This is a genomic window from Lutimonas halocynthiae (genome assembly GCF_030409835.1).
Classification (GTDB): Bacteria; Bacteroidota; Bacteroidia; order Flavobacteriales; family Flavobacteriaceae; genus Lutimonas; species Lutimonas halocynthiae.
Window position 1 is genome coordinate 275,773 of record NZ_JAUFQO010000016.1, and the last position, 26,158, is coordinate 301,930.

Here is a 26,158-nt window from a genome sequence, read left to right on the forward strand (position 1 = left end):
AAAATAAGATATTCATGATAAAGATCTCTCTTAAAGAATCTTTTATTTCTTGGGACTATACCAAATAGGACTGGACCAGGCTCTTTCAACTAAGGTCTTCGGGACCGTTTTGGGAAATTTGACACCTTCTCTTATTTCATCATATAAATTCCAGCGGGCAGTGGGTAATTGCAATACTCTGGCATAATAAAACGCTTTTTGTGAGGCATCGAAATCGGGATCTGTCCAAACTGTCAAGAGTTGGGTACTGCCTTTGTCTCTATTAAAATCACCTGTTTTTAAATCTACAGTTACATTTAAGGGGCTAACGGTTCCATCAGCTTTGATCTCTCTACTGTCAGAAACGGCCACATTATAGATTTTTTCTTTCATTTCTCCACGATCCATCCATCCTTTTATGATCTGAATTCGATCCAGCCCCGGACCTATAGGATCTTTGACTGCCCAAACTATAAATTGTGGATTTTTTCCAATAGCGTTGGTTAAGTTTCCACCCATTGGAACGCCTTTGGCATAGCCATCTTCAACAAAGGTATTGTCACTATATGTAGTGTTAAAATCATAACCACCAAAAAGGCGCACTTTCATTCTGGGACCACTTGTGGCAAATGTTTCTTTATTGTATAATCCATCCCAAATGGCCTCACGAGTGTTGGATTGTGCCCAAACACCTGTCAGCGCTCCGGGATTAATGTCGTAAGCCGTTGCCCAACCATCGATTGCTTGCTTGGTGCGATTTTCAGCAGTTTGATCTGCATAGCCGTGACTGCCAACAGCGTAATTATCTTCTTCTACATTACTTGGTGTTCCATTATGATTATCAGTGCCGCCAACAAATCCATATTTAAAAGGGTTTACACCCAATTCTTCTTCATATTTAAGACCTCTTTCCAAACCGTAACGAACATAATTCCTCTTTTCAAATTTCCGTCCACTATAATCTTGAATAGAATAGGCCATCTCAAAATCAGCAAATTCATCATTTGGCCAAAATAGAGGATGTACTTCAGAGTTTCCTTTAATCTGCATCATTTCTATTAAGGGTTCCATTTTTTGACGCATATTGGCATATTTCTGACTTATCGGATTTCCTTCAATATCTGTTTCGGGAAACATCATGCCTTTACTTCCGTTTGAATTATGGGGGATGGCTAATAAGGTTGATCCTTGATCTATTTGCAGCTGCATCCAGGCCCAAAGCTTTTGAGGGTCCCTGCTGTCATTAGCACTGAAGGGGATTTCAGGAAGAATGGTATCTCTAAAAATCACATTGCGATGCAAATTACCAGCGTCAGGAGCCGAAGTCCATTCGAAGGCATGAAGGGTTGTAAATTCGCCTGGTCTGTTGTATTTTTCTGTGGCGATAAAATTCTTACGCCAGCCTGACATGGTTGATGCTTGTCCCTGATAAAAATCCGGGTGCGAAGACCCTCCCGTTCTGGCAGGTGTAATCACATATTTTACAAATAAGGCCATGGCATCTTCATAATTGTCGGCTTCGCGCATTTGCTTGGCTACGGGATCATCGTAACCAGGTGTACCTTCATTCATTAAGGTATAGGTTTCACCAAGATATTCGGCATGATCGGAAATCGCACAAAAATCCAAAGGTCGTTTTAATTTATGAGGGCTTCCATTGGCAATCACTTCTTCTCCAAGGGCAAAACGATACGCATCTTCCGGCGTCAGTCGATTACCTCCAATAAAAGCATCCATAGAAGAGCTCGTATGTACATGAGTCTCTCCAAAATAGGCATTTTTAAGTGGGTTTATTTTGATTTCTGCTTGTTCCATGGTCTCAGAGGATTGAGGGAGTTCCTCTGTTTTGGGTGTTTTTTTACTACAGCCAACAAAAATGACCAAGAACAATATCAGGGGGAAAAGTTTCATCGTCTTATATAGAAACTTATTCTTATTTAGTCTAGTGATTCGATAGAATACTAAAGTAAATAATTTTCTCACTAAAAAAGTTATCATTTGTTAAGTTGTTGTTTATTTAATTTTTTCTTAATTCTAGAAAATGAAACAGCGGTAATACCCAGGTAGTTGGCCACATATTTATCATATGCGTCTTTCAGAAAATCAGGATTTTTTTCTAATAAATCGAGGTATCTTTCTTCAGAATTCATGGTAATCATGCTATTCACTCGATAAGTCAATCTTAATATGGCTTCTTTCAAACTATTTAGATATAATTTTTGTACTCCCTTGTGTTCATCTGCAAGTTTTTCAAAAGATCCTATTGAAAACATTAAAACCATGGTCTTATCCATGCTCATAATTGTTAACTTTTGTGGTTGACTAGTGAATAAAGCTTCAGCATCCCCTACAAATATGCCTTTAGATCGCAACAGGATATTCTTTTCCTGACCTTCATTGTCTATGACAAAACCTCTCACGCTACCTTTTAGGACAAGGAAGGCCTTTTTCAACATGTTACCACCATTTAGGATAATGGTCTTATTTTTATATGTCTTGAATTCAGAAATAGCCAAAAGGCTTTGTAATTCACAGTCTGACAAATCTGAAAAATAAGGCCTGATCGACGATGTCAATTCATTGATTTCCATGTAATCGTATTTGGTTCTAAAATAAAAAAAAGATCCCATGTTCTGAGATCTTTTTAGAGATAAAAAAAATTATAGTGTTAAGGCGTGTACCAAATTGGTGATGTATAGGCTCTTTCAGTAGTTGTCATCGGAGATTCCTTTGGCATTTCAACCCCAAACCTTTTTGCATCATAGGCTGTCCATCGAGGAGTAGGAATTTCAATAACCCTGGCATAATAAAAAGCTTTTAGTTTTGGATCAAAATCAGGATCCTTCCAAACAGAAAGAAGTTCTGCCCTTCCGATAGAATTTGACCAGGTTGCATTCTTTACATCTACAGTATTACCAACGTCTGGAAGCATTCCATCCTTGCCAGCTTTTCTCTGATCCATATCACTCCATACCACATTATATACTTTTTCATGGGTTTTACCCGACTTGTCTAACCATCCTTTAACAATCTGAATCCGATCTAAGTTTCCACCATATGGATCTTTTAATGCCCCAACTAAGAAGCTTGGAGATTTTCCTTTAGGAGCTGTATACATATCCCCGCCCATAGGAACACCCTTTGAATACCCGATTTCAGCAGGTAATCTATTGAGGGCATCCTCTTTTGTAAAATTCCATCCACCAAAAAAGCGAACAAGGATCCGAGGACCAGTAGTGGCATAAACTTCTTTTCTGGCCATGGCATCGAATAGCGCTTCCCTTGTATTTTCTGTAGCCCAAACACCAGCATAGCCAGAGGCTACCAATTCCCAATCCATTACTTTATTTCCTTCGAATTCAGCTACAATCCCAGTTGCTCTATGGCCACTTGGCTCATTTCCAGAATGTTTTCCAAAGAAATTGTCTTCTTCAGCCGTTGCAAGACTCGTGTGTGAATCAGTAGATCCTACAACTCCAAATTTATATGGATTGACACCTAAGCTCTCTTCCATTTTTAATCCGTTCTTTAAGGCTTCCCTGGCATATTCATATTGCAGCATGTCATCGGTCTTAGCCACACTTAAGTTAAGATTACCTTTTTCCCAGTTTTCATAATCTGCAAATTCATCATTTGGAGAAAGTAATGGATGTGTCTCACCATCTCCTTTAATTTGCGTGATTTCATATAATGGCTCCCACTTTATTCTCTGTTTGGCATAATTACCATCTAAGGCCTTGCCGGTGGCCGGGTTCACTTCAACAGGAAACATGATGCCATTACTTAAGTTTCCGTTATGGGCTAAAGCAAGAACATCTCCACCTGTTTTTTCTTCATAGCGTTCCATCCATTTCCATAGATCTTCAGGATTAAAACTTTCACTTGTGGTATAAGGAAGCATTTGTTTGGCTATATCTCCATTGTTACGATAGAGTACATTTCTGTGTAAATTATTTCCGTTTTCTGTAGAGGTCCATTCATAGCCTATAATTGATGTAAAGGTTCCTGGATCATTATATTTTTCAGCTGTTTTGATATATCGTTCCCACACCGATTGACTAAAATCTTCGTCTAAAAGAATAGGAGGGATCTTACCTAAGGCAAAGCTATTGATGATATCCATTGTAGCTAATAATGCCGTTTTACCTCCCTCATTTACGCGATTGTGCCAATCTTTTACAACTGGGTCTTTCATCAAATTAGGATTACCTTTTATGATTTCATTCATGGCACCCATTCCATCTGAATGGTCAGCTACAACAAGCCAGTCAAGAGGCCTTGATAGTTTAATCTTTTCACCATGTGTTGCTGTTATTTCTTCTCCACGAGCTAGTTTATAAGCTTCTTCAGGCCCCAGGACAGTCCCAAAGGCTCTGGCATCCAATGAATTACTTGTGTGTAAATGCGTGTCGCCCCAATACACCTGTGTGGGGAAATGCCTTCCTGCATAAGGCGAATACCCTTTCTTTTTATGGATATTTTCACCTTCTTTCATGTCCATTTTCATTTCGCCTACTTGTTGACCAAAAGTAAAGAAAGGAATGATCAAAAGGATCAAAAATATAGATTCAAGATTTTTCATAATTTACTTAAATTAAGATTAAGAGTTTGTTCTAATATGTAGGTGAATACCAAATTGGAGAAGTATAGGCACGCTCAGTAGAAAAAAGAGGAACTTCATCTGAGAGCTCTGCACCAAAATTCAATTTGTCATATAGGGTCCATCTGGGAGTTGGGATTTCAATAACTCGAACATAGTAAAAAGCTTCCAGGGCCGGGTCGAATGACGGATCTGTCCATACTTTTTTCAATTCAGTTGCTCCAATGGAATTATCCCAGGATCCGTTTTCAAAATTTATGGAGTTTCCAACAGATGGAACTTTACCATCTTTGCCTGCTTTTCTTTCACCGCTCCACACCACATCATATACTTTTTCTGCCAGGCTTCCATCCTCATTTCGCCAGCCTTTTACAATCTGGATTCTGTCAAGACTTCCTTGATCCGGGTCCATTAGGGCGTAGACCATAAATGTAGGAGGTTTACCCTCTCCTTTTGACAGATCACCTCCCATAGGTACTCCTTTTTCATAACCCAGTTTAACCATCCCATTTGAAAGGTCTTCATCAGAGTAATCCCAGCCACCAAAAAATCTCACTTTCATTCTTGACCCTGTAGTTGCATAGGTTTCCTTTCGCATCATCGCATCCCATAAAGAGGCCCTGGTGTTTTCATGTGCCCAAACGGCTGCATATCCTGAGGCAATAGTTTCCCAGGTTGCTACTGTTCCTTTTTCAGAATGAATAAAAGGGTGATTCCATCTGTCTTTTCCGGGTTCAACATTCGATGCTTTTCCAAAGAAATTATCATCATCTGCAGTAGCAAGTGAAGTATGAGAATCCGTACTGCCTATTAATCCAAACTTATATGGGTTGGTTCCAAGTTCATATTTGTATTTTAAACCGAGTTTGAGCGCTGAACGAGTGTATTCGTATTGTAACATGTCATTTGTCTTTGCCTCACTCATGTCAAGATTTCCCTTATCCCAGTTTTCATAATCAGCAAATTCATCATTAGGTGAAAGGAATGGGTGCGTTTCTCCATCTCCTTTTATTTGAGTTGCTTCGTACAAAGGTTCCCATCGAGCTCGCCTATCAACATAATTTTTATCATAGACCTCGCCAGAAACAGTTGTTTCGGCAAACATCATTCCATTACTTAAATTACCATTATGAGGAATAGCCAAAACCTTTCCTCCTGTGTTCTTCTCATAACCTTCCAGATTATCCCACAATCTTTCGGGATCAGAACTATCTTCATTGGTAAATGGTAATTGTTTAATTGCCACATCTCCGTCGTCACGATAAATAACTACTCTATGTAAGTTATTTCCTTTTATAAGTGATGTCCATTCATAGCCAATAAAGGCAGTGAATTTTCCTGGATCGTTATATTTTTCGGCAGCATCCACTACATTTTTCCAAACAGGAGTCATCATGCTTACATCGTTTGTTTTAAAAGGCATTTTTCCTTGTGAAAAAGTTTTAATGATATCTATGGCAGCTTCCCCGCCATTTCCTTCATCAATCATTTTCTTCCATTTCACGGATTCTTCGTATTGCATCACATGATCTTTTCCGTCCATAAGGTCCGGGAAGAATCCCATTCCGTCAGAGTGATCTGCAACAACCAGAAAATCAAGAGGTTTTAATAATTTAGTTTTAATTCCAGTTGAGGATGTAACTTGGTCGCCTCTGGCAAACTGATAAGCCTCGTCCATTCCTATTCGATTACCAAAAGCTCCGGCATCCATTGAGAGGTCTGTGTGAAGATGGGTGTCTCCAAAATAGACCTCAGTAGGATATTTATCGTTAGCTTTCGTTTCGTTAATCGATTCTTGATCAAATTCAGGAATATCCTTTTTTTGTTCTATTTCACAAGAGAAAAGAAGTAATAAACTAAAAATAAACAGGAGATTTTTCATGACATAATGGGTTAGGGGTCTAATCACTTTAAATTTAAGAAAAAATATTAAGAAAAGAAGGTTAGAATGAATTCCTTTTAAATAGTATATGAATCGGGTTTCTTCTTATTTCATCTGATAATTTAAGTTTTCTCATGCAATGAATAAGTAAATAAAAGAGGGGATTTATGCTTACTTTTGATGCTCCCTGAAATTGTAAATTATGAAACTCGTATTTGCTACCAATAATAAACATAAATTAGAAGAAGTTAAAAATCTTTTAGGAGATTCATTTAATCTCATGACGCTAAATGAAATTGGTTGTCATGAGGATATCGAAGAAACGGCAACAACATTAGAGGGAAATGCTAAAATTAAATCAGATCATGTAAAGCTGCATTATGGTTATGACTGTTTTGCAGATGATACTGGTTTAGAAGTGGAAGCATTAAATGGGGAACCAGGCGTTTATTCGGCCCGTTATGCAGGTGAGAACGCTACTTTTGATGATAACGTTCAAAAAATGCTCAAAGCCATGTCTGGATTTAAAAATAGAAAAGCAAGGTTTAGGACAGTCATCTCCTTAATTCTAAATGGAGAACAATTATTTTTTGAGGGAATTTGTGATGGTCATATAGAAGCATCATGTTCAGGAGAAAAGGGATTTGGATATGACCCTATATTTAAACCTCTAGGCTTTGACAAAACTTTTGCAGAAATGGATATAGAAACAAAAGGGCGTATTTCTCATCGTGGTTTAGCGGTTCAAAAACTGGTAGCGTATCTTACAAAACAAGTTCAAACCTCAAGATTAAAATAAGGTAATTTGACCTTCATCTTCCTCTTCATTATCATCTGAATCAGTATCTGATTCTTCTTTTTTATTTACATCCGGGGCCTTAATAATTTCCTCCTCGACCAACTCAACTTCTTCAAGGACAGGTTCATCATAAGCTAAAGGCTCAAGTAAATTTATGTCTTTTATTTTCTCTGTAGTTAGTTGGTTTCCAAGTGCTTTAATCCCTTTTACTGCAATAAATTCTTCAAAGTTTATAATTTCGTTTTCAAGACTTCTTTTAGAATAAATGACTTCTGCCATCGGTCTGTAGTCCATGGCAACAATCATCAATTTTGATGAGGGATGTTCCGTAATAAATTTTTCTTCCCGATCCGGATGCTCTATCATAAATCTTTTGACATAATAGCGTTCTCTTTCACCATCATAATAAACCACTGAAATGGGTTTATTAGGTTTCCATTTTTCCAAGACGATCATGTCAGAATCAAAATGGGTATTCAGGTTTGGAATGATTGTTTTTAAATCGCCTTTTTGGTTGATGATGAGCAAGCGGTCATCCGCCGTAAATTCACCAATCAAATCACCTCGGTCATCTACATTAAGGCGTTGAACCGTTTCATCAAACCATATTTTTCTTGGTTTTAAGGTAGAAACCCCTTTTTCTTTTAATTCAATTTTTCGAATGGGGTATTTTGAAACCATATTTCCTTTACTGCCCCTTCCTTTAATACTCAGATCAGCGAGGTCAATATCCCATTTCAACTTTTTAATAAGCCCAACAGGTCTAAGGTTTATAGTTACCACTTCAGCCTCTCCATTTGGATTCGCTGTAAAGTAAAGTAGCTTAGAACCTTTTGCACCTGTCGTTAGATCATATTCTTTATCTCTGGTGATTGATGTTACTGAAAAACGTTTCATAAAAGAAACACCTGTTTTACCATCCTTGTAAATCAAGTTATAAATAGTTCTTTTATCATTCTTCTTGAAAACAGCAGCATGAATGATGTTTTTACCTACAAATGTTTTGCTATCCACCTTAGTGACAAGCATTTTGCCATCATTTCTAAAAACGATAACATCATCTATATCAGCACAATCTGCAACAAATTCATCCTTTTTTAAGCTTGTACCAATAAACCCTTCGGCGCGATTCATGTATAGTTTCGAATTACGCATGACTACTTTTGTCGCAACGATGTCTTCAAAAATTCTGATATCAGTTTTTCTTTCTCTTCCTTTACCAAATTTTTCTTTGAGATCTTTAAAATAGTTAATTGCGTAATCAATAATATTTGCCAAATTATTCTTTACAGCCGCGATTTTTTCTTCAAGACCTTCAATAAACTGCTTGGCCTTATCAATATCAAATTTGGATATTTTCTTAATTCGAATTTCAGTCAGTCTCACGATGTCATCCTCTGTGACAGCCCTTTTCAGATGCTTAATATGTGGCTTTAAGCCCTTGTCTATTGCTTTGATAACGCCTTCCCACGTTTCTTCTTCTTCAATATCACGATAGATTCTATTTTCTATAAATATTCTTTCCAATGAAGAGAAATGCCATTGCTCTTCTAATTCGGCCAATTGGATTTCTAATTCTTTGGTCAGCAGGTCAACCGTATGATGCGTTGAATGTTTAAGAGCATCTCTTACTCCGATAAAGATAGGCTTGTTATCTTCTATAATGCAGCATAGAGGAGATATGGAGACTTCACAATTCGTGAAAGCATAGAGCGCATCAATAGTTTTATCAGGTGAAACACCACCAGGAAGTTGAATCAAAATTTCTACATCTCTCGCTGTATTATCTTCAATTTTTTTGATTTTTATTTTTCCCTTCTCATTGGCCTTAAGAATTGATTCAATTAAAGAAGAGGTGTTGGTTGCATAAGGAATTTCAGTAATGACAAGCGAAGTTTTATCTTTTTGAGATATCTTTGCCCTAACGCGCACTTTACCGCCACGTTTGCCTTCATTATAATTACTTACATCAGCAATCCCACCAGTAAGAAAGTCTGGGAAAATAGAAAAGCTTTGACCTTTTAGAATTTTAATGGAGGCCTGAATTAATTCATTAAAGTTATGCGGTAAGATCTTAGTAGAAAGACCAACAGCGATCCCTTCAGCGCCTTGTGCCAGTAGCATTGGAAATTTTACCGGTAAATCTATAGGCTCTTTACGTCTACCATCATAGGAGGCTTGCCATTTTGTAGTTTTCGGATTAAAAACCACTGTAAGTGCAAATTTTGACAATCTGGCTTCGATATACCTCGAAGCGGCAGCGCGATCACCGGTGAAAATGTTACCCCAGTTACCCTGCATGTCGATCAAAAGTTCTTTTTGGCCTAGCTGAACCATTGCATCAGCAATACTAGCATCCCCGTGAGGATGGTATTGCATGGTATGTCCAACAAGGTTTGCTACTTTGTTATAACGACCATCATCAAGATCTTTCATAGACTGCATGATCCTTCTTTGAACAGGCTTGAATCCATCGTTAATACCCGGAACGGCCCTCTCCAGAATTACATAAGAAGCATAATCAAGAAACCAGTCTTCATACATACCACCAATCTTGGTGATTGTTTCTTCGTTTTGATCGTTATTTTCTTCTATCTCTTCGTATTCAGCCATTGGATGCTTAAACTAACAATGATTTGATTTATGACTCTTCTATAATATCTAATTCAACTTTGAGATTGTTGATGATGAATTTTTGTCTTTCAGGGGTGTTCTTGCCCATATAAAATTCCAGGAGTTTCTCAATCGATGTTTCTTTATTGAGCATTACCGGATCCAAACGAATATCTTTTCCAATAAAATGGATAAATTCGTCAGGAGAAATCTCACCTAATCCTTTAAATCTGGTTACTTCAGGTTTTCCTCTTAGCTTATTCATCGCAGTTTGTTTTTCATTTTCAGAATAACAATAATGCGTTTCTTTTTTATCTCTTACCCTGAATAAAGGGGTTTCTAAAATGTATAAATGTCCTTCCTTGATAACCTCCGGGAAAAACTGAAGGAAAAATGTAATCAATAATAATCGGATATGCATACCGTCAACATCTGCATCTGTCGCAATGACTACGTTATTGTAACGAAGGTTTTCAATGCCGTCTTCTATGTTTAAGGCTGCCTGAAGCAGGTTGAATTCCTCATTTTCATAGACAATTTTCTTACTCAACCCATATGAATTAAGCGGTTTTCCTTTTAAACTAAATACCGCTTGTGTATTGACATCTCGAGATTTGGTAATCGATCCACTAGCCGAATCTCCCTCAGTAATAAAAAGGCTGCTTTCTAAACGATCATTTTTTTTCATGTCGTTTAGATGAATTCTGCAATCTCGTAATTTCTTATTGTGAAGACTCGCTTTTTTAGCGCGTTCTCGTGCAATTTTTCTGATACCAGATAATTCTTTACGCTCCTTTTCTGCCTGCACTATTTTTCTTTGGATATGCTCCGCAGTTTCAGGGTTTCTGTGTAAATAATTATCCAGCCTCCTTTTAACAAAATCATGAATAAAGGTTCTGACAGTTGGTAAGCCGCCACCCATTTCAGTTGAACCTAGTTTTGTTTTGGTTTGACTTTCAAAAATAGGTTCCATCACCTTGATACTGATGGCACAGACTACAGATTTCCTTATGTCTGAAGCGTCAAAATTCTTACCAAAAAATTCTCTGATTGTCTTGACAATAGATTCTCTAAATGCATTTTGATGTGTACCACCTTGAGTTGTATGTTGTCCATTCACAAAAGAATGGTATTCTTCACTGTATTGAGACTTGCTATAAGTAAGCGCCATTTCAATGTCATCTTCCATTAAATGGATAATTGGAAACAGTTTTGATTCTTCGTTGATGTTTTCGTCCAACAAATCTTTTAAACCATGTTCAGATCTGTACTTTTCACCATTAAAAATAATCGTCAATCCGGTATTCAGATAGACATAATTCTTGATCATCTTTATGATATACTCATTTCTGAATTTGTAATGAGGAAATATATCCAGATCAGGAACAAAAGAAACCTTGGTGCCTTTTCTTAAGGTAGAAGCTTCTTGTGGCAGGTCATTTATGAGATTGCCTTGTTCAAATTCAGCGATCTTACTGAGGTTGTCTCGTACCGATTGTACTTTGAAGTAGGAGGAAAGGGCATTCACCGCCTTGGTACCAACACCATTCAGTCCTACAGATTTTTTAAAAGCTTTTGAGTCGTACTTACCACCAGTATTCATTTTAGAAACAACGTCTACAACCTTTCCCAATGGAATCCCACGACCAAAATCTCTAACCGAAACCTGGTTATTTTTTACAGAAATTTCTATTGTTTTTCCTGAGCCCATAACGTACTCATCAATAGAATTGTCTAGTACCTCCTTGATTAAGATATAGATACCATCATCAGGAGCCGATCCATCGCCCAGTTTCCCAATATACATACCCGGACGCATGCGAATATGCTCCTTCCAGTCTAAAGAACGAATATTGTCTTCTGTATATGAAGTTTGGTCTGACATTAAGAATTTTGGATTAACTAGCGTCGCTAATGTAGTAATTAAGGCCTAAATATAAAATAGTAGTTTAAATTTTTATTAACACAGTAATTAAAAGTTTCTTTGATATATTATTTGTTATTTTTACTGAGACTAAGCCAAAAGAAACGATGAAAAAACACATTCCAAATCTATTTACACTACTGAATCTGTTTTCAGGCATGATTGCCGTGATTATGGCCGCAACAGATGAACTTATTTTGGCCGCCTTTTTTGTTTTCCTGGGTATTTTCTTTGATTTTTTTGATGGATTTTTTGCAAGGAAATTTAAAGTAGAAGGTGAATTAGGAAAGCAACTTGATTCTTTGGCCGATATGGTTACTTCTGGGGTCGTTCCAGGAATTATAATGTTTCAAATGATGCTGTACGCCACCAAAGGAAAGTGGTTTATGGAATTGAGTTGTGAAACCGGAAGCTGGCAGGATTATCAAGAAACTTATTATTATTTTATTCCTTTTTTGGGATTGATCATCACATTAGCTGCCGCATATAGATTGGCAAACTTCAACATAGATGAGAGGCAAACCAGCTCCTTTATAGGATTGCCAACTCCTGCATTTTCAATTTTCATCATGTCAATGCCTTTGATTTTGTTTTATTCTGAGAATATGTTTTTTATTGAGTTGCTTCAGAATATCTATGTTCTTGTGGGGATCACATTAATTGGAAGTTATTTGATGAATGCAGAAATTCCTCTTTTTTCTTTAAAGTTTAAAAACTATAAATGGAGTGGAAATGAAGTGAAGTACGTTTTCCTATTGGCAACAGTTGTAATGTTATTCTTGTTAAAAACAGTTGCCATTCCACTTACTATTATACTCTATATTCTGCTTTCTATAATTGAAAATAAATTGCATAAAAAAAGAGGTTGACATTTCGCTAACCTCTTTTTTTATGCAATTTAATTGTAATTATTTATTCTTTTGGTTTAAATTTGAAATTTTGTCCTCCAACAGAGGCTTCAAACATTAATCCACCACTGGTTTGTGTAAAAATTGCCATGCCGTCTTTCCATGCTACATCAACAGAAGCACCTTCAGTAATGGCTACAGCTGAGGCTTGTCCATTGAATTTTACTTTCTTATTGGTAAATTTCTTGTAGGCTTCTTCGTTTTCAAAGAAAATGACCTCTTTATATTGTTGACCTCCCAATTGAAAACCTATAGTTGCCTGACTTAATGTAGATTGACCGGTTGGAACGTGAGCTTTGTAAACAATTCCTTTACCTCCGGCACCTCCAACGCCAATAGCTCCTTTGGTCACTTTTGGGAATACAGCGTATCCATAAGATTTATCCTTGAACGATTGAAGTTTAGGTTGTTTTTTAATCATCTCAACCAATGCAGTATCTGCTTCTTTTATTAGATCCGCTTTCCATCCGCCTACTTGAGCCTGAACAGCTGTTGCAGCAGTAATTACAAATGCTATCAATACAGTCTGTATTGTTTTTAAGCTTATTGTTTTCATAAAAATATAAGTATTAATTAATGTTAGGCAAATTTAACATATTACGCGTAGGCATAATATTTTTTTATAATGTTTTTTAATACTGAAGATTGCTCTTATTAGGTTAACCTTTTTCAAATCAAAATGTTAACTTATTTGAGGTTTCTCGCGTCTTAAAATTCATTCGAAGACCTTTATTAAATTCAAAAAAAATATATGCCCTATACAATTTATTAGACTTTTTTCTGTTATTCTGTTTGTTATAATGATATAAATCCTCTCCCTGTTTAGTCATTTTTTTTTCAACGTTATCGTTTAAATAAAGAAATACTATGAAAACAGAATATCAAACCAGAATGCTTAGGCTTTTATTTTTTGTTCTAATAATGATCTCATTCTTAGGTCATTCTCAAACTTCAATTCCATTTTCGAAAAGATATGAAACACAAGGAATCAATGGAGATTTGACTATTATAGGTAATTCTATACTAGGAGAGTCAAGAGACATACCGTACAATGGTTCTGATCAGAATAATACCATCGATATGGTATTTGTTGATATAGATAGTGACCCATCAACATTTAATTCAAGTAGTGCTAGGTTTACGACAAGCACTTGTAATAGAATTATTTATGCTGGTTTGTATTGGGGAGCAATAGCTGCTCCAGAAAATTTAGAGCCTGATAAAATAAAATTCAAAATACCTGGTGAAGCTTATTTAGATATAGAAGCTGATATGAACTTAGATTTAATTTATTACAAAGATGTAACCGATATTGTTACTAGTAATGTTTCAGTTTCTGGTGATTATTATATTGCTAATATAAGTTCTTCAGAAGGAAATAATTCCTCAGGAGGTTGGTCTATGGTAATTGTTTATGAAGATCCAAATGAATCAAGAAAGTTCATCTCCACATTTGATGGGTTTTCAGTTGTTTCTAGATCCCCAAATGATGTGGTTGATTTCCGGTATAGTGGTTTTACAACACCTCCTTCCGGGCCGGTTGAAGGAAGGGTCGGAATTGTAGCAATGGAAGGAGATTTAACCAGAGTTGGAGATGAATTGCTTTTTAAATCTGATGGAAATACTAATTTCACACCTTTATACGATGCTGAGAATGAGGTTGATAATTTTTTTAACAGCAAGATAACCAAAGATGGGTCTCAGGTTCTTGATAGAAATTTAAATAGCACTAATACACTTGGTTGGGATCAGAAATTATTAAATCTATCTGACATTAATGTAGGTAACACGCTGATTGGTAATGGTGAAACAGGTGCAACCATAAGAGTTAATAGTAATGATGGCACTGATTGGATATATTCCTTTTTAAATACGTTTGCGATAAATATTATCGAACCGAATCTTCAAGTTATTACAAGTGTAGAAGACACTTCAAACAATGCGATAACGCATCAATCACCTGTGCCACTTGGATCAACTGTGTGGTATAATATTGATTTTCAGAATATTGGAACTGACAACGCGCAGAATACCTATATTCTAAACAGTTTACCGATTAACGTAACCTTAGACGAAAATTCTATCACCTTACCTGCAGGAGTAAGCTATACTTTTAATCAGGCTTCAAGGGAATTAAGATTTAACATAGACAACACACTAGTTGAAAGAAAGTCACTTTCTTCAGTACATAGTATTAGATATCAGGTAACGGCATCAAATGAATGCTTTGACTATTCAGACGCCTGTACGAATTTATTGGAAAACAATATCAGCTCATATTACGATGGCGAAACTTCAGGTCAAAGTGTATCTGATCAACCAGGCTTAAATGGTATCAATGGTTGTGGTCTTGGAAGTGTAGGATCAATGGATCTTTTCGTAGACACAAGTTCTTGTTCATTTGACAGTGAATTGTTTTTCTGTAATAACAGCCTGACCTTTTCAGGAGATGATGGATATGACACCTATATATGGACGGATGAAAACGGAAATGTTATTGGAAATGCCAAAGAAGTGACTGTAACCGGAGCGGGAGTTTATACAGGCACACAAAGAAGAACAGGATGTACCGAAACAATCAGAATCGTAACTGTTTTAGGACTTGATGTAACTGTTACACCTGCTGATGCTTTATGTAAAGATAGTAATGGAAATGTTGAAATCAAGGTAAATGAGGATTCCAGTTCTTATACATTTGAATTAATACAAAACGGCAGTGTGATCAATTCTATCGTTAAAACAAATGATACACATGTCTTCACAAATCTGGATATAGGAAATTACGAGGTGAGATCAACTAATGCAGATGGATGTTTTGATGTTTCTGGTTTTTCTATCAGCGAACCTACTTTATTAACTTCAACTTCGAGCAAACAATACAACATAACAGTCTGTAATGGAGAAATTATGAACGGTAGCCTTGAAGCGGCCGGAGCAGGAGGTACACCTCCTTATGATTACAGTATAGACGGAGGAAACACCTATCAGTTAGAAAATATTTTCTCAGTAGCCACAGAAAGAACTTATGATGTTACCGTACGTGATGCAAATGGATGCACATCAGTAACTAGTGTTGCCGTTGGGTTTGATCAGGAGATTGAGTATAAAATAACTCAGGAGGATGTTATTTGTGTCGGAGAAAAAGATGGTAGAGTCAATGTTGACTTGACCAATGATCAAGGCTATGACGTGACTTATAGTATGGACGGTACAAATTACAAAGCAGCGCCAAGTTTTACTGGTTTGGCTAAAGGAACTTATGACATCTGGATTAAAAAAGAAAATGCTTTTCATAGTTGTGTGTCACAAAAATCTGTAGAAGTAGAACAGTTGATTTATTTGGAACTGAAAGCAGATACTGATTTTAGTTGTCAGGGGGCTAGTAATATCATCATGGCATCAGTTGACCCGATTTATCAAAATGATGTGACGTACACCTTAGATGGTAATCTAACACAAGAATCAGGCATATTTGAAAACGTTTCAAAAGGGACGCATACCGTTTCGGTTACACATAAAGAATACGGTTGTACCGATGCGCCGATTGAAGTTCAAATAGAAGCATATACGCCAATCGCTTTTAATGTGGTGATGACCAACCTAAATGAGTATAGCGTTGTGGCTACTGGAGGAAGACCAGATTATGAATACAGCTTGGATTCAGAAGATAATTTTGGAAGCAACAATGTATTGGATCTGAATAGTACCAGAGAAACGAGAGATTATAAATTTTATGTAAAAGACCAAAGAGGATGTATACAAGAAAAAACAGTCTTTTTAGAATTCTTAGATATTGAAATTCCTGATTTCTTTACACCTCAAGGGGATGGAATTAATGATACCTGGTATCCTATTAATATCGAGATCTATCCACAAATAACCGTTAAAATATTTGACAGATACCAAAGATTAATTGCAAGCTATGAGGGCAATAGGAGGAGCTGGGATGGAAGTTATAAAAGCAAACCATTACCTAGCGGGGACTATTGGTACATCGTTCGTTTGAACGAAGCATCAGACAACAGAGAATTTAAAGGGAATTTCAGTTTAGTTAGATAGTAGTTATGAAAAAGTTAATCATAGTAGTTATATTATTCGTTACAGGATGGGCTAATGCTCAGGAGTTTAAATTGACTCCTTATACCCAGTATCTAGTTGAAAATCCGTTTTTGATTTCTCCAGCTTATGCGGGAGATAGTGATATGAACCGATTGAGATTTACAAGTGCTTTCCAATGGGTTGGCCTAAGTGATGCGCCAAATACACAGACTTTATCTTATGACGCCCATATTCTGGAACGTTCAGGGATAGGAGGAGTGCTCTTTTTGGATAAGAATGGAAACACATCACAAATTGGAGGGCAATTGTCATTTGCGCATCATTTGACCATAAATGCTGCAAACTTGCAATATATTTCCTTCGGACTTTCTTATAAGTTTACGCAATTTAAAATTGACGTTTCAGATTTTGACAACCCGAATGATGATCCAAATATTGGTGCTGATGTATCATCACACAATTCAAATTTTGATGCGGCATTTCTATATAAAATTGAAGGGTTCTATTTTAGTTTTAATGCATCTAATATTTTGAATAAAAATGTAAAGGTCTTTGATGAGTCAGAACCTAAAAAGCTGAGAAATTATTATATCTATACGGGTTATGTATTTGAACTTAATCAAAGTGACTGGGAATTGGAACCATCATTGTATTTTAAATATTTCGAAAGTGATGGCAGATCAATTTCAGATATCAATATTAAAGCAAAGAAAAAAGTCGATGACGGTTACTATTGGGCGGGCTTTAGTACGCGGTTTTTAAATGACCAAAGCTTTGAGCCTCTGGCAATTGTGCCGCTTTTAGGTATTAAAAAGAAAGAATTTTATGTTGGATATGCATTCCAATACAATATTAATGAAGCAAATGAGTTAAATCATAGTGGGACACATATGTTAACACTCGGATATGATTTTGAATCTCGAAGAGGAAGTCCCAGATGGTAATGCTAGAAAAAGAAAATTGTTTAAAAGAATATAAATTTTGGAGCTATGAAAAAGGTAAAAATAATCTTGTTTTTAATGTTGTTTGTTATATTAAGTTTTTCAACGTTTGGCTAATTTCAAATGAAATTAATAAGATCAACTCCCCACTAAAATATTTGTCTAACATTTAAAAGAAACCACTAATCATGAAAAGTTTTAAAATCATCATCATGTTTTTTGTCTTTACGCTGTTAAGCGTTCAGGGTAGTTTCGCTCAGGAGGGTAAAACAGCTGAAAAAGAAGTTCACAAAACAACAAAAGAGAAGACACCTAAACAGGTAAAAGAATCATTGAAAGATTATTCAAATTATAAGATATCCAATGAAGTGACCTATGTCACAAAAAAAGATATCAATGTCTATAAGTTTAAAGTAGAAAAAGGAACATGGTCTCATTATTTATTAATCAATGAGAGCGGTAAAATCATAGGAATAGAAACAGGTGAACATTAAAGCTTAAAGTCATCTGGAAAAATTTTTAATAAATTTTTCAGATTTGTTTGTATGTATGCCCTATTACCAGTCGGTAATAGGGTTTTTTTTATAAGTCGAGTTTTCTTTTGTGTTCTTTTAATATAAAACTCTCTCCCAAATACACTTTTCTTACCAACTCATCATCGGCTAATTCCTTTGGCGTACCTTCTTTTAATATTCCTCCTTCAAACATTAAGTAGGTTTTATCGGTAATGGCTAATGTAGCATGTACATCATGGTCTGTAATTAAAATTCCGATATTACGATCCTTCAAGTGTGCCACGATACTTTGAATGTCTTCCACAGCTATGGGGTCAACCCCGGCAAATGGCTCATCAAGCAGAATAAATTTCGGATCAGAGGCCAGGGCTCTGGCAATTTCCGTTCTTCTTCTTTCTCCACCAGATAAAAGATCGCCACGATTTTTTCTTACATGCCCAAGGCTAAATTCATCTATAAGTAATTCCAGTTTCTCCTTTTGTTCTTTTTTATTGAGATCAGTAAATTGTAAAACCGACATGATATTATCTTCAACCGACAATTTTCTAAATACAGAGGCTTCCTGTGCAAGATATCCTATTCCTTTTTGTGCTCTCTTGTACATAGAATCGTTTGTGATTTCGACGTCATCAAGAAAAATTTTTCCTTCATTTGGTTTGATCATCCCAACGATCATATAGAATGAAGTTGTTTTTCCAGCGCCATTTGGGCCCAACAGTCCAATAATTTCGCCTTGTTCTACCTGAAGAGAAATGCTTTTAACCACCTTTCTGTTCCCGTACATTTTCATTATGTTGTCAGCTCTTAAGATCATAATTATTTATTGGGTTTGTATTTATCATTAAGCCCTTTTCCAGCTTCGATCAAGGGAGTTATTTTCTTGAGTCTATCTGATTTGGTCTGTTCCTTCTTTGCGCTATGAATATATTCAATATACTCCTTCTGTCTTCCAGGAGTTAGTTTTTTAAAAGCTTTGAACATTGAAAGGTCAGCGCTTAAAAAAGATTTCAGTTCTGTTGGAATCACAACCTGCTTAACGGGTTTACTTATATTTACCTTTAAGCCTTTATTTTGATTGTCAATAGTTTCCTTAAGATAAGCTGCCAAGGTGGATTCATTAATCTCTTCAAATTTTTTAAAATGAATTTGCCGCATAGCTTTGGTTTTCCCTTCCTGCGCATTGTGCAAAATTCTTGCCTTGTCATTCAATAAGGCCCCTTGAAAAAACCAAAGGCCTACGTGATTTTTAAAGGCGCCAATACCAACTAAATTCTTTTGCTCATAAACATAAGTAGGTATTCCCCATTTTAAAGTTTCCTCAAAGGCTTCATTTTTAACAATCCTTCTTAACTCAACAAGAATGTCTTTGAATTTTTCATGTTCATCGATATAAGCTTGTATTTGATTATCAAGGTCCATTAATTACTTCTTTGCCAATGCCTCTTCACTTTCCTTTTTTTGTTTGTTCACTATAAATTTAGATATTTTTATACTTACCTCATATAAAATGATCATTGGGATAGCCACGATCACCTGGCTAATGATATCCGGAGGCGTAATTACGGCAGCGAGCACTAAAACAAGTACCAGTGCATATTTACGGTAGGTCTTTAGAAATTCAGGTGTAACAAGCCCCATTTTTGTTAAAAAGTAAATGATTATTGGTAACTCAAAAATAAAGCCTGCAGAAAGGCAGGAAGCCTTTAAAAGTCCGGTATAGGAGCTAAGGTCGAAATTATTCCTGACTTCTTCAGCTACACGGTAACTACCTAAGAAATTGATTGATAAAGGTGTGATAACATAGTATCCGAATAGAATTCCGAGGAAAAACAGAAAGGAAGTAATAATGATAAAACTCCTGGCATTCTTCTGTTCATTTTCATAAAGAGCAGGCTTGATAAATTTCCAAACCTCCCAAATGATGTATGGAAAGGCCATAACGAAACCGAATGCTATAGAGGTCCAGATATGTGCGGAAAATTGCCCTGCCATGGTTCTGCTTTGCACGATAAATGGAATTTCATCAATGCAAAGTCCATCTGTTCCAAAACTTTTTGAAACCGAACATAAAAACCTATAAGTAAAGAAAGAAGGGTCTTTTGGCGCTAATAGAATGGAATTGAAAATAAAATCTTTCATCATAAAGGCCACCATACCAAAGGCGAAAATTGCCAGAGAAGACCTAACTAAGGTCCATCTTAATACTTCAAGATGGCCTAAAAAAGACATTTCTTCCGTTTGCTCACTCATAGTTTATTTTTTTGAATAACAATAGGGGGTCTAAAATAAGACATTCTAGAATCTAAATTAAATGATTCCTTCTTTTAATAAATCATGAAAATGCACTACTCCAGAATACTTGCCATCGTGGGTGACCAGGATTTGTGTAATGTTGTTTTTTTGCATGATGTCTAAAGCATTGACTGCCATAGTGTCTGAACTCACAGTTACAGGATCTTTACTCATGATATCTTTTGCCTGTAATTTATTAATATCAGCTGAATTCTCTAACATTCTTCTTATGTCACCATCAGTAATAATCCCAACGATGATATCATTTTTGACAACCGCAGTGGTACCTAATCTCTTCTTAGATATTTCAATAATTACATCCTTGATCGGTGCTAGTTCTGTTACTTTCGGAACTTCATTATTTTCGGCCAGTTCATTGACTCTCAGATATAATTTCCTTCCTAAGGTTCCACCAGGATGGTATTTGGCAAAATCACGGCTAGAGAAATCTTTTAAATTTAACAAACAAATGGCCAGCGCATCTCCTATAACCAATTGAGCGGTTGTACTGGTAGTTGGCGCCAGATTATTTGGACAAGCCTCTTTTTCAACAAACGAGCTTAAAGTGTGATCAGCATGTTCGCCTAAAAAAGAGCTCTCATTTCCGGTAATGGCTATTATTTTATTACCATAATTCTTGATCAATGGCAGGAGTACTTTAATTTCAGGTGTATTACCACTCTTAGAAATACAAATCACCACATCATCCTTTTGTATATTTCCAAGATCCCCGTGAATGGCATCTGCGGCATGCATAAATACGGCCGGTGTGCCGGTAGAATTCATGGTTGCTACGATTTTTGATGCAATATTGGCGCTTTTGCCTATTCCGGTAACGATAACACGTCCTTCAGAATTATAAATGGTCAATACAGCTTTTTCAAAGTCTTCATTTACAAGTGCTGCCAGCTGTTTTATGGCTTCCGCTTCAATGAGAATTGTATCCTTTGCCGTTTGTATTATGTTTTTATCCTTATTCAATATTTTGTATTTATTTTGTCAAAATAATATGTTATATTTATAGTATCATTGAATTTAATTAAACATTTGTTAAATTCAATCGTTAAAACTCCCCCTCAATAATTTTGGCATTAAAGTTGCAAAAATATTCAAAAATAGATTAAAACGAGGATGAAAGTAACAAAAATTAACTTACATGAATATTTGAAGAAATATTTTGGATTCAGTAAGTTTAAAGGTTTACAGAAGGATGCTATAGAAAGTCTAATTGAAGGAAACAACACTTTTGTTGTAATGCCTACAGGTGGAGGAAAGTCATTAATATATCAATTACCCGCACTAATTCTTGAAGGAACGGCTGTTGTAGTATCTCCTTTGATAGCCTTAATGAAGAATCAGGTTGATGCTATACGAGGGATATCATCCGAATACGGTATTGCACATGTGCTAAATTCTTCCTTAAATAAAGGAGAAATTGCCAGAGTTAAAAGTGATATTGAAAATGGCGTTACTAAATTGCTTTATGTGGCTCCCGAGTCTTTAACAAAGGAGGAAAATATTGAATTCCTTAAAAAACAAAAAGTTACTTTTTTTGCTATAGACGAAGCACATTGTATATCTGAATGGGGGCATGATTTCAGACCTGAATACCGAAACCTTAGAAATATAATTTATAAAATCGGTAATTTTCCGATTATAGGCCTTACTGCTACAGCGACACAAAAGGTGCAGGAGGATATCTTAAAGAATTTGGGTATCAGTGATGCAACAACTTTTAAAGCTTCTTTTAACAGGGCTAATTTGTTTTATGAGATAAAGGCAAAAACCAAAGACGTTGAAAAGGATATTATACGGTTTATAAGAAATTATAAAGACAAATCGGGTATCATTTATTGCCTGAGTCGTAAGAAAGTTGAAGAGATAGCTCAAGTGTTACAGGTTAATGGCATTAAAGCCGTTCCTTATCACGCCGGGCTTGACGCCAAGACAAGAGCTCGCCATCAGGATATGTTTTTGATGGAGGATATAGATGTGGTTGTGGCCACCATAGCCTTTGGAATGGGGATTGACAAGCCAGATGTAAGGTTTGTTATTCATCATGATATACCAAAAAGTTTGGAGAGTTACTACCAGGAAACCGGAAGGGCAGGTAGAGATGGAGGAGAAGGATACTGTTTAGCCTATTATTCTTATAAGGATATAGAGAAGTTGGAAAAATTTCTGTCTGGAAAGCCTGTGGCCGAGCAAGAGATTGGTAATGCTTTATTGCAAGAGGTTGTGGCATATGCTGAAACTTCAATGTCAAGAAGGAAATTTTTACTGCATTATTTTGGAGAAGAATTTGACGAGGTGAATGGTGAAGGTGCTGATATGGATGACAATGTTAGGAATCCTAAAAAAACATCTGAAGCACAGAATGAGGTTGTCACCCTATTGGAAGTAGTTCAAAAAACAAAAGAAGAATACAGGTCAAAGGAGATTATTAACACTTTGATAGGTAAAGAAAATGCGCTGCTTATCTCGCACAAAACACATCTGCAAGCTATTTTTGGTGTAGGTAAAGCGAAGCCAGAAAAGCATTGGATGGCACTGATCAGACAAGTGCTTGTTGCTGGGTTGTTAAAAAAAGAAATTGAGCAATACGGTGTTTTAAAATTATCAGATAAAGGTGAGGCATTTATTAAAAACCCTCATTCGTTTATGATGACTGAAGACCACGTTTACAGTGCTGAGAATGATGCAAATATCATTACGAATGCAAAAGCCTCTGGAGGTACAGTGGATGATCAGCTCATGGGATTACTTAAAGATTTAAGAAAAAAAGTAGCAAAGAAGCAGGGTGTACCGCCTTTTGTGGTTTTTCAAGACCCATCTCTTGAGGATATGACACTAAAATACCCCATTGATATTAAGGAACTGGCAAATGTGCACGGTGTTGGTGATGGAAAAGCCAAGAAATTCGGAAAGGATTTCGTCGATTTAATTGCGACTTATGTGAAGGATAATGATGTGGTAAGACCTGATGACCTGATCGTGAAAAGTACAGGGGTTAATTCTGGCTTAAAGCTTTATATTATCCAGAATACTGATAAAAAACTACCTCTTTCTGATATTGCCCATTCAAAAGGTCTTGATATGTCAGAACTGGTCAAAGTGATGGAACAGATAATTTATTCAGGTACAAAGATAAATATCGATTACTGTATCAATGATTTGTTAGATGAAGACCAGCAAGAAGAAATTCTTGATTATTTTATGGAAGCGGATAGCGATAGAATACAATTGGCTCTTGATGAATTTGATGGTGATTATGATGATGAAGAGTTGAGATTGATGCGAATTAAATTTATTAGTGAAGTTGCGAATTAAGGAAAAAGACAATTAAAAATTTATATTTATGAGTGAAGACTCTTCTGATAAGGCATCTGTTGGTGCTAAAGAAAAAAATCTCAGTTCAAAACGTTACGAAAAAGAATTAGAAAATCTACAAATTGAGTTGGTAAAACTGCAGGACTGGATTCAAAACCAGGGATTAAAAGTGGTGGTCATTTTTGAAGGTAGGGATGCTGCAGGTAAAGGAGGGGTAATCAAAAGGATATCACAAAGCCTTAACCCAAGGGTATGTAAAATAGTAGCATTAGGTACGCCTTCAAGTAAAGAAAAAAGTCAATGGTATTTTCAAAGATATGTTCCTCATTTGCCCAGTGCTGGTGAAATGATTCTTTTTGATCGTAGCTGGTATAACAGAGCAGGAGTTGAACATGTGATGGGTTTTTGTAATCAGACTGAATACAATGAATTTATGCGTTCTTGCCCTGAATTTGAAAGAATGCTTATCCGTTCAGGAATTATCTTACTCAAATACTGGTTTTCAGTTTCTGATGAAGAACAGGAAAGACGCTTTAAGTCAAGGATAAATGATCCAATGAAGGGATGGAAACTCAGTCCAATGGATCTTAAATCTCGTGAACATTGGTTGGAGTACAGTAAAGCCAAAGATGAGATGTTTAAATATACGGATACCAAACAATCTCCGTGGTATGTTGTTCCCGCTGATAATAAAAAGAAGGCCAGATTAAATTGTATCAGTCATTTACTGAGCAGTGTTGATTATAAAAAAGTTGAAAGAGAAGAGATTATACTTCCTCCCAGAAAGGATGATAAAGGTTATATCAGAACACCATTTGCGAACCAGACCATTGTGCCGCAAAAGTATTGAATTATAAACTTAAAAAAGCGACGGCAAACCCTATAAGGATGGCTATAAATTTTTGAAGATTAAATTTGTGGTTTTCAGAACTTTCAAATAAAATCGCAGTCGAAATGTGCAAAAAGACACCAATAATCAGTGCATTGATCTGATCTTCATATAGGTGAATAACTGAAAAATTACTGGAAACCCAACTTCCTAGAGGGCTCATTACGGCGAATAAAAACAGGAATAGAAAAACCAAACCTTTTGATAAGGAAGAGTTTTTTAGAAAAACTGCTAAGATGATGGTTATCGGCAATTTATGAATTACGATTGCATAGAGAAGATTTGTATTTTCTTCAATTCCTAGAGGCATGCCTTCAAGAAAAGCGTGTAAGGATAAACTACCTAAAAGCAACCAAGGAATATTTTTTTCAAAATCGTGAGAATGGATATGCCCGTGTTCTGCTCCTTTAGAAAGGTATTCTAAAGCAGTTTGCAGAACGATTCCCAACAAAATAAAAACACCGATATGCTCTTGTTGACCACTAAACACCTCTGGTATAAGATGCAGAACTGTAACTGATAAAAGGTAGGCACCACTAAATGAAAGAAATAATTGCAGGTGTTTTTTATTTGGATTCATTAATTGAACCAATATAAACCCAACAATTACTGGTATGACTAAGGCTATATATATCATTGCATGATCAATATTAACCTGTCAGAGATCTCCGCATCGAAAGGATTCAATTCATAGTCACCAAAAACATGCTGAATTTCTAAACCTGCAGCCTGTGCAAATTGTTTCATTTTTTTTAGATCAAGCGCCTGAACTTTCTCCATATAATGATGAACCTCTCCATTATTAGTAACATCAATTTCTTTGATGATGAAGCTTTCAGTTACTCTTTTTTTAATTAAAAAATCCACTCCTTTTTTTCTGATCACCTGCTCTGGAATCAAAGTACTGACCACTTTATGTAAATTTAGAAAATCTACGACTATGTGACCATTCTTATTGAGTGCGTTTTTAAAATTTTCTAAAACTTTAATATTTGTCGATTCCTGATTAAAATAACCAAAACTTGTAAAAAGATTAAAAATAGAATCGTATTTCCCATTTAAGGGATTTCTCATATCGTGAATTTCAAAAGAAAGACCTTCTTTTTGAAATTGTTTCGCATGCATGATGCTGTTCACAGAAAGATCGGCTCCTGTAGCATCAAATCCCTGGGAATTTAGAAACAAGGAATGCCTTCCTTTTCCGCAGGGCAGGTCAAGAATCTTATCTCCCTGAGATAAATTTAAAAACCCAATCAAATTGTTCATGAACAACTTAGCCTCATCATCATTCCTATAATCGTATAGTATATGATAGAAGGAAGTATCAAACCAATTTTCGAACCATTCTTTTTCTTTCTCCATAATTTTAAGATCACACAAAAATAGAAAATAATACCATTTGAAAAGTAAAGATTTAGTTTTTGTCA

Annotated in this window: 20 protein-coding genes; 7 read left to right on the forward strand and 13 right to left on the reverse strand. The window is 35.9% G+C overall.

Annotated features, from left to right (window positions below):
- Positions 1 to 42 precede the first annotated feature (42 nt).
- The 4 genes from QWY87_RS14235 to QWY87_RS14250 form a co-directional block, all read right to left on the reverse strand.
- Positions 43 to 1,890, reverse strand: coding sequence for a DUF3604 domain-containing protein (locus QWY87_RS14235; RefSeq protein ID WP_290292410.1), 1,848 nt, complete (start codon positions 1,888 to 1,890; stop codon positions 43 to 45).
- Positions 1,891 to 1,973: 83 nt separating this feature from the next.
- Positions 1,974 to 2,609, reverse strand: a complete 636-nt coding sequence (locus tag QWY87_RS14240; RefSeq protein WP_290292413.1) for a Crp/Fnr family transcriptional regulator — start codon at positions 2,607 to 2,609, stop codon at positions 1,974 to 1,976.
- 38 nt (positions 2,610 to 2,647) lie between these two features.
- Positions 2,648 to 4,561 carry a DUF3604 domain-containing protein gene (locus QWY87_RS14245; protein WP_290292415.1) on the reverse strand — a complete coding sequence of 638 codons (1,914 nt, stop codon included), beginning with the start codon at positions 4,559 to 4,561 and terminating at the stop codon, positions 2,648 to 2,650.
- A 31-nt stretch (positions 4,562 to 4,592) separates the two neighbouring features.
- Entirely contained in the window at positions 4,593 to 6,461 is a 1,869-nt protein-coding gene (locus tag QWY87_RS14250; protein WP_290292418.1) for a DUF3604 domain-containing protein, read from the reverse strand.
- A gap of 202 nt (positions 6,462 to 6,663) precedes the next feature.
- On the opposite strand from QWY87_RS14250, the gene QWY87_RS14255 reads away from it, so the two are divergent.
- Positions 6,664 to 7,260 carry a non-canonical purine NTP diphosphatase gene (locus QWY87_RS14255; protein ID WP_290292422.1) on the forward strand — a complete coding sequence of 199 codons (597 nt, stop codon included), beginning with the start codon at positions 6,664 to 6,666 and terminating at the stop codon, positions 7,258 to 7,260.
- On the opposite strand, the gene QWY87_RS14260 is transcribed toward QWY87_RS14255, so the two are convergent.
- Positions 7,252 to 9,873, reverse strand: coding sequence for a DNA gyrase/topoisomerase IV subunit A (locus QWY87_RS14260; RefSeq protein WP_290292424.1), 2,622 nt, complete (start codon positions 9,871 to 9,873; stop codon positions 7,252 to 7,254). The genes QWY87_RS14255 and QWY87_RS14260 overlap by 9 nt on opposite strands.
- 28 nt (positions 9,874 to 9,901) lie before the next feature.
- Positions 9,902 to 11,758, reverse strand: coding sequence for a DNA topoisomerase IV subunit B (locus QWY87_RS14265; RefSeq protein WP_290292427.1), 1,857 nt, complete (start codon positions 11,756 to 11,758; stop codon positions 9,902 to 9,904).
- Between the two features lie 146 nt (positions 11,759 to 11,904).
- On the opposite strand from QWY87_RS14265, the gene QWY87_RS14270 reads away from it, so the two are divergent.
- A complete protein-coding gene (locus tag QWY87_RS14270; protein ID WP_290292430.1) occupies positions 11,905 to 12,666 on the forward strand; it encodes a CDP-alcohol phosphatidyltransferase family protein in 762 nt (253 codons plus the stop codon).
- Positions 12,667 to 12,709: 43 nt separating this feature from the next.
- Here the strand turns inward: QWY87_RS14270 and QWY87_RS14275 are convergent, their stop codons facing one another.
- Complete coding sequence (locus QWY87_RS14275; RefSeq protein ID WP_290292432.1) at positions 12,710 to 13,261, reverse strand: lipid-binding SYLF domain-containing protein; 552 nt, start codon at positions 13,259 to 13,261, stop codon at positions 12,710 to 12,712.
- A 311-nt stretch (positions 13,262 to 13,572) separates the two neighbouring features.
- On the opposite strand from QWY87_RS14275, the gene QWY87_RS14280 reads away from it, so the two are divergent.
- From QWY87_RS14280 to QWY87_RS14290, 3 genes are all read left to right on the forward strand, one after another.
- Positions 13,573 to 16,764 (forward strand): T9SS type B sorting domain-containing protein, encoded by a 3,192-nt coding sequence (locus QWY87_RS14280; RefSeq protein ID WP_290292433.1) that lies wholly within the window; start codon positions 13,573 to 13,575, stop codon positions 16,762 to 16,764.
- A 5-nt stretch (positions 16,765 to 16,769) separates the two neighbouring features.
- The gene (locus tag QWY87_RS14285) at positions 16,770 to 17,708 is read left to right on the forward strand and encodes a PorP/SprF family type IX secretion system membrane protein (protein ID WP_290292436.1); all 939 of its coding nucleotides are present in this window, start codon (positions 16,770 to 16,772) and stop codon (positions 17,706 to 17,708) included.
- 185 nt (positions 17,709 to 17,893) lie between these two features.
- The gene (locus tag QWY87_RS14290; RefSeq protein ID WP_290292438.1) at positions 17,894 to 18,199 is read left to right on the forward strand and encodes a hypothetical protein; all 306 of its coding nucleotides are present in this window, start codon (positions 17,894 to 17,896) and stop codon (positions 18,197 to 18,199) included.
- Positions 18,200 to 18,287: 88 nt separating this feature from the next.
- Here the strand turns inward: QWY87_RS14290 and lptB are convergent, their stop codons facing one another.
- Genes lptB through QWY87_RS14310 form a run of 4 tightly spaced genes read right to left on the reverse strand, consistent with a single transcriptional unit; the run spans position 18,288 to position 21,493 of the window.
- Positions 18,288 to 19,034 (reverse strand): LPS export ABC transporter ATP-binding protein, encoded by a 747-nt coding sequence (lptB, locus tag QWY87_RS14295; RefSeq protein WP_290292441.1) that lies wholly within the window; start codon positions 19,032 to 19,034, stop codon positions 18,288 to 18,290.
- A 2-nt stretch (positions 19,035 to 19,036) separates the two neighbouring features.
- Positions 19,037 to 19,639, reverse strand: coding sequence for a YdeI/OmpD-associated family protein (locus QWY87_RS14300; protein ID WP_290292443.1), 603 nt, complete (start codon positions 19,637 to 19,639; stop codon positions 19,037 to 19,039).
- Between the two features lie 3 nt (positions 19,640 to 19,642).
- Positions 19,643 to 20,470, reverse strand: a complete 828-nt coding sequence (gene tatC, locus QWY87_RS14305; protein WP_290292444.1) for a twin-arginine translocase subunit TatC — start codon at positions 20,468 to 20,470, stop codon at positions 19,643 to 19,645.
- A gap of 57 nt (positions 20,471 to 20,527) precedes the next feature.
- Complete coding sequence (locus QWY87_RS14310) at positions 20,528 to 21,493, reverse strand: KpsF/GutQ family sugar-phosphate isomerase (protein ID WP_290292447.1); 966 nt, start codon at positions 21,491 to 21,493, stop codon at positions 20,528 to 20,530.
- 150 nt (positions 21,494 to 21,643) lie between these two features.
- Here QWY87_RS14310 and QWY87_RS14315 point away from each other — a divergent pair, with 150 nt between their 5' ends.
- Positions 21,644 to 23,842: an ATP-dependent DNA helicase RecQ gene (locus tag QWY87_RS14315; protein ID WP_290292449.1), complete on the forward strand. Its 2,199-nt coding sequence runs from the start codon at positions 21,644 to 21,646 to the stop codon at positions 23,840 to 23,842.
- Between the two features lie 28 nt (positions 23,843 to 23,870).
- A complete protein-coding gene (gene ppk2 / locus QWY87_RS14320) occupies positions 23,871 to 24,692 on the forward strand; it encodes a polyphosphate kinase 2 (protein ID WP_290292451.1) in 822 nt (273 codons plus the stop codon).
- Position 24,693: 1 nt separating this feature from the next.
- Here ppk2 and QWY87_RS14325 read toward each other — a convergent pair whose 3' ends face one another.
- Positions 24,694 to 25,368 carry a ZIP family metal transporter gene (locus QWY87_RS14325; RefSeq protein ID WP_290292453.1) on the reverse strand — a complete coding sequence of 225 codons (675 nt, stop codon included), beginning with the start codon at positions 25,366 to 25,368 and terminating at the stop codon, positions 24,694 to 24,696.
- A complete protein-coding gene (locus QWY87_RS14330; protein ID WP_290292455.1) occupies positions 25,365 to 26,093 on the reverse strand; it encodes an SAM-dependent methyltransferase in 729 nt (242 codons plus the stop codon). The genes QWY87_RS14325 and QWY87_RS14330 overlap by 4 nt, the downstream gene beginning before the upstream one ends.
- Positions 26,094 to 26,158: the final 65 nt, after the last annotated feature.

Excerpts from the sequence above, each read along its gene's own strand:
- QWY87_RS14235 (WP_290292410.1), bottom strand. The coding sequence starts at position 1,890 with ATGAAACTTTTCCCCCTGATATTGTTCTTGGTCATTTTTGTTGGCTGT.
- QWY87_RS14240 (WP_290292413.1), bottom strand. The coding sequence starts at position 2,609 with ATGGGATCTTTTTTTTATTTTAGAACCAAATACGATTACATGGAAATC.
- QWY87_RS14245 (WP_290292415.1), bottom strand. The coding sequence starts at position 4,561 with ATGAAAAATCTTGAATCTATATTTTTGATCCTTTTGATCATTCCTTTC.
- QWY87_RS14250 (WP_290292418.1), bottom strand. The coding sequence starts at position 6,461 with ATGAAAAATCTCCTGTTTATTTTTAGTTTATTACTTCTTTTCTCTTGT.
- QWY87_RS14255 (WP_290292422.1), top strand. The coding sequence starts at position 6,664 with ATGAAACTCGTATTTGCTACCAATAATAAACATAAATTAGAAGAAGTT.
- QWY87_RS14260 (WP_290292424.1), bottom strand. The coding sequence starts at position 9,873 with ATGGCTGAATACGAAGAGATAGAAGAAAATAACGATCAAAACGAAGAA.
- QWY87_RS14265 (WP_290292427.1), bottom strand. The coding sequence starts at position 11,758 with ATGTCAGACCAAACTTCATATACAGAAGACAATATTCGTTCTTTAGAC.
- QWY87_RS14270 (WP_290292430.1), top strand. The coding sequence starts at position 11,905 with ATGAAAAAACACATTCCAAATCTATTTACACTACTGAATCTGTTTTCA.
- QWY87_RS14275 (WP_290292432.1), bottom strand. The coding sequence starts at position 13,261 with ATGAAAACAATAAGCTTAAAAACAATACAGACTGTATTGATAGCATTT.
- QWY87_RS14280 (WP_290292433.1), top strand. The coding sequence starts at position 13,573 with ATGAAAACAGAATATCAAACCAGAATGCTTAGGCTTTTATTTTTTGTT.
- QWY87_RS14285 (WP_290292436.1), top strand. The coding sequence starts at position 16,770 with ATGAAAAAGTTAATCATAGTAGTTATATTATTCGTTACAGGATGGGCT.
- QWY87_RS14290 (WP_290292438.1), top strand. The coding sequence starts at position 17,894 with ATGAAAAGTTTTAAAATCATCATCATGTTTTTTGTCTTTACGCTGTTA.
- lptB (WP_290292441.1), bottom strand. The coding sequence starts at position 19,034 with ATGATCTTAAGAGCTGACAACATAATGAAAATGTACGGGAACAGAAAG.
- QWY87_RS14300 (WP_290292443.1), bottom strand. The coding sequence starts at position 19,639 with ATGGACCTTGATAATCAAATACAAGCTTATATCGATGAACATGAAAAA.
- tatC (WP_290292444.1), bottom strand. The coding sequence starts at position 20,470 with ATGAGTGAGCAAACGGAAGAAATGTCTTTTTTAGGCCATCTTGAAGTA.
- QWY87_RS14315 (WP_290292449.1), top strand. The coding sequence starts at position 21,644 with ATGAAAGTAACAAAAATTAACTTACATGAATATTTGAAGAAATATTTT.
- ppk2 (WP_290292451.1), top strand. The coding sequence starts at position 23,871 with ATGAGTGAAGACTCTTCTGATAAGGCATCTGTTGGTGCTAAAGAAAAA.
- QWY87_RS14325 (WP_290292453.1), bottom strand. The coding sequence starts at position 25,368 with ATGATATATATAGCCTTAGTCATACCAGTAATTGTTGGGTTTATATTG.
- QWY87_RS14330 (WP_290292455.1), bottom strand. The coding sequence starts at position 26,093 with ATGGAGAAAGAAAAAGAATGGTTCGAAAATTGGTTTGATACTTCCTTC.